3 protein-coding genes are annotated in these 3542 nt (G+C 47.0%); all 3 read right to left on the bottom strand.

The window, feature by feature from the left end; genetic code table 11:
* Positions 1 to 1300 (bottom strand): glycoside hydrolase family 76 protein (locus VIP81_RS15775; RefSeq protein WP_331962634.1); only part of this gene is annotated, 1300 nt, incomplete at its 3' end.
* 100 nt (positions 1301 to 1400) lie between these two features.
* Complete coding sequence (locus VIP81_RS15770; RefSeq protein WP_331962631.1) at positions 1401 to 2351, bottom strand: discoidin domain-containing protein; 951 nt, start codon at positions 2349 to 2351, stop codon at positions 1401 to 1403.
* 137 nt (positions 2352 to 2488) lie between these two features.
* On the bottom strand, positions 2489 to 3542 hold a 1054-nt coding region (locus VIP81_RS15765), incomplete at its 5' end, for a RagB/SusD family nutrient uptake outer membrane protein (protein ID WP_331962628.1).

Raw genomic sequence — 3542 nt, 5'->3', positions numbered from 1 at the left:
CTACTAGCTGGAACTTTTGATGCGCTCCATTGTTCCAGCCCCAGATGTCAGCAAGACTCCCATTCTGCGTGCCAGCGGCCACGATGTCCAGCGCACTGCTGCCATTAATTTTAGGGGTAAGGCGATAAGTGGCGCCGTCTGTAAATCCGGGTTGCGCGGCCGGCGTTACCTGCAACATCACCACGGCACTTACGCATTCCAGTGTGGCGGTAACGTTATCTGCGGGCGTGGGCACCGTCCATTGATTCCAGGATACATTCAGGTCCGTGCGACGGGCATTCCAGGCAGCATCCGCATTCTGACGCATGAAAGTATAATAGGTACTCCACAGGTTATTGTCGCGTACAAATTCGCCCAGTCCCCGTGCAAACTCAGATTGCCAGGTACCATAGCGATGATCTTTGGAAAGTATACCATTGGTCGTTTTATTAGCGATGACATAATCCACCGCTTTTTTGGCGTCATCAAACAAGGATTCACGGCCGGTTAGTCTGTGAAGATGGGTAGCGGCACTGATAAATGCGCCGCTGTTATACACGTTATCCGACATCTCCAGGGAGCCGTCGGGGCGTTTGTTTTCATATACGGCGCCGGAACTGTGATTAAAGAGGTTGTTCCAGATCCAGTCGTATACTGCTGATGCTTTTGTGAGGTAAGCGGGGTCCTTTGTAAATTCATAGAGGTAGCAACCCAGCATCACCGCCGTATTGTTGCTGAGTCCTGATTTATTGGCGTGTGCCACATCCCACCAGATGCCGCCACCCAACTGCTGATCATAGCCCCTGTTGTAAGTCAGGTTAAAAGCATAGGCTGCCTGATTCAGATAAGTAGTATTGCCGGTGATCTGATAACCGCGTGCAAAGGCCAGCCCGGCCCATAGCAGGTCATCATTGTAATCATTCCAGGTCCAGTCCTGCTGCCCGCCTGAACCGGCGTTCTGAATCAGGAATGTATTCAGCAAATTCGAGATCAATGTTCTATGCGCGGTGGTTTTAGTGCGCAGATACACATCTTCCATCATCTGAATATCCAGTGCCTGACACCAGAAATAATCTTTTTCGGAATTGTTGATGGCCGTCTTGTAATACTGCAGGGAGCCGGATGTGATAAGAAAAGTATTGTTAAATCCGCTGATGGCATTGTCAGCGGTGGTATTCACGTCGCTTAATGCCAGCACAGCATTGGCGCCGTTCAAACCGGGGGTGGCATTGGGGTCCATGCCATTCATCAGGGATTTCTTACATGCCCCGGCCAGCATTAATAATGCGATGGCCGGGAGGATCATAAATTTGTTTTTCATGTGTGGAATTTCAAAAGGGTTTATAATGAGGAATTAATCACCCGGTAACGTCAGTTCATAATTGAAACATGCTATTGTATTTTTGATGAGTCGATGAATCTTAAAAGGCGTTCAGTTCTGCCAGATGTGTATAAGTGGCATTGTAACTGTTTTGAATCGTAATCCTGAAGTAACGTGCATCCGTAAACGAAGACAACACTTTTGGCTGCAGGTCTTTCGTATTGGCCAAGGTAAAGGAACCTGCCGTTGTCCAGGTGATATTATCCATACTGGTTTCTACCACTACATCCTGTGGTTTACCGGCATTATCTGATTGCCTGTCGAGGAAAGAAAAGCCATGCAGCGTTTTCACTTCTCCCATATCTATTACAAAAAAGTGTGGGGGACCAGGACTGGTGCCCTGCCACTGGCTATGCCAATAGGTAGCATTATTGTTATCCAAAGCATTGATCACCTTGCCATTACCGGAGCCTTCTCCGTTTGCCTCCTGTGAAGAGAAGCTTAGCACCTGCCAGTTACTGCGGTCATACACCGGATAATCTGCTCTTACTTTGTAAAAAGTAGTACGCAAACTTTCATTGATGGTGGCCGAAGCACTCACAATGCTCACGGGCAACAGGTACTCTTTCATAATATCGATGCTACCGGCCCCACTTGTTTTTACATCAATGGTCAGTGGGCCTGTACCAAGGCTCCCTTTACGGATAGTACCGGTAGTGGTGCTGAGCGTATAACTTTTATCCGGCATCGGCAGGTAGGCAGTGTGGTTAACCGCGTTAAAACTATCTACCAGTGCGGTATTGGAAGAAAAGGTCACCTGGATATCACTGGTCGGATAATCCTGTCCGCCGTAACTGGCAGAGTAAATCATGGCCTGCGCGGAATCAGCTACCGCGAACGCGTATACTTTGGGATTATTCACCGCCAGCGGCATATATACTTTGTTATATGCAGAGAGTGGCTGGTCGGGCAATTCAAATTTATCTGTACAGGAAAAAAGTCCCAGTAAAAAAATACAACAGGCAAAAACAGCAAATCTATTGAAATACATAGTGATCAGATTTAAAAATTACGAATTACGAATTACGAATTACGAATTACGAATTACGAATTACGAATTTGTGGGGAGATAGTAAACGCGGAGATCTCCCCACAAATTCGTAATTCGTAATTCGTAATTCTTTTATACTACCATCCTGGATTCTGAACAATCATCTTACCCCGATCCATTTCATACTGACTAATCGGGAACCAGTAGCTGGCTTCTCTGAACAAGTGTGTTGCCGACACTACGCGCGCAAAGAAATCATTTCCATCTTTATTGATATTCATACCATGCACATCTCCCATCACACTGGCGGCAATTTTCCAGCGACGGATATCGAACCAGCGATGCGTTTCAAACGCCAGTTCCACGCGGCGCTCTGCACGAATTTTTTCGCGGGCTTCCGCTTGTGAGGCCGGCACAGGCAAGCCATCGGCGCCTGCTCCATATTGAGGAATACCGGCACGCTGACGAATGAGATTTACATAAGTGAGAATGTCGGGGCTGCCCGGACTGTATTCATTTAATGCTTCCGCATAGTTGAGATAGATCTCTGCCAAACGGAAAAGAATAATAGGACGTTCCTGTTGCTGACCCGTACCACCGGAGCCGGCATTGGTTTGAGGCGCCACATTTTTTCTGATGAGATATCCCGTCTTTGACCAATCTGTAGGATGCCCGTTTTTACCGTTAGGACCAGAAAAAAAGAAGCTGATAGCTGCCGCACTACTCATATTACCACCCTGGTAAATACAGTTCTGGTAAGTAACATCCCTGTAAAAACGCGGCTCTCTGTCTATATACATATTAAACACACTCACATTGCCCACATTGGTAAATCCTTTTTCTGAATACAATGGAGAGTTCTGAATCGATTTTCCATCTTTCATAAAATAAGCATCCACCTGTTCCTGTGTAGCGGCGATACCGCACCAGCCGCCGGCTTGCCGGGGCGTGCAGTGTACATCCCAGGTACCCAGACTGTTACTTTTCCGGGAAAAGATCTGCTCATTGTTCCATGCCTGGGAAAAGATGCCCTGCAGGGATTTCAGCACATCGCCGGAAGGATCTTTATATAAAGAATATTGTCCAAGATCAATCACTGCTTTCGCTGCATCCGCTGCTTTCTTCCACTTTTCCTTATCATATGTTTGCGAAATAAAAGCAGTACCACCTGCATTTTTGAAATTAGCCAGA

This window comes from Chitinophaga sp., assembly GCF_036566945.1.
Lineage (GTDB): Bacteria > Bacteroidota > Bacteroidia > Chitinophagales > Chitinophagaceae > Chitinophaga.
Note: the sequence above shows the minus strand (reverse complement) of the source record. Positions and strands in the feature narration are given on the sequence as shown.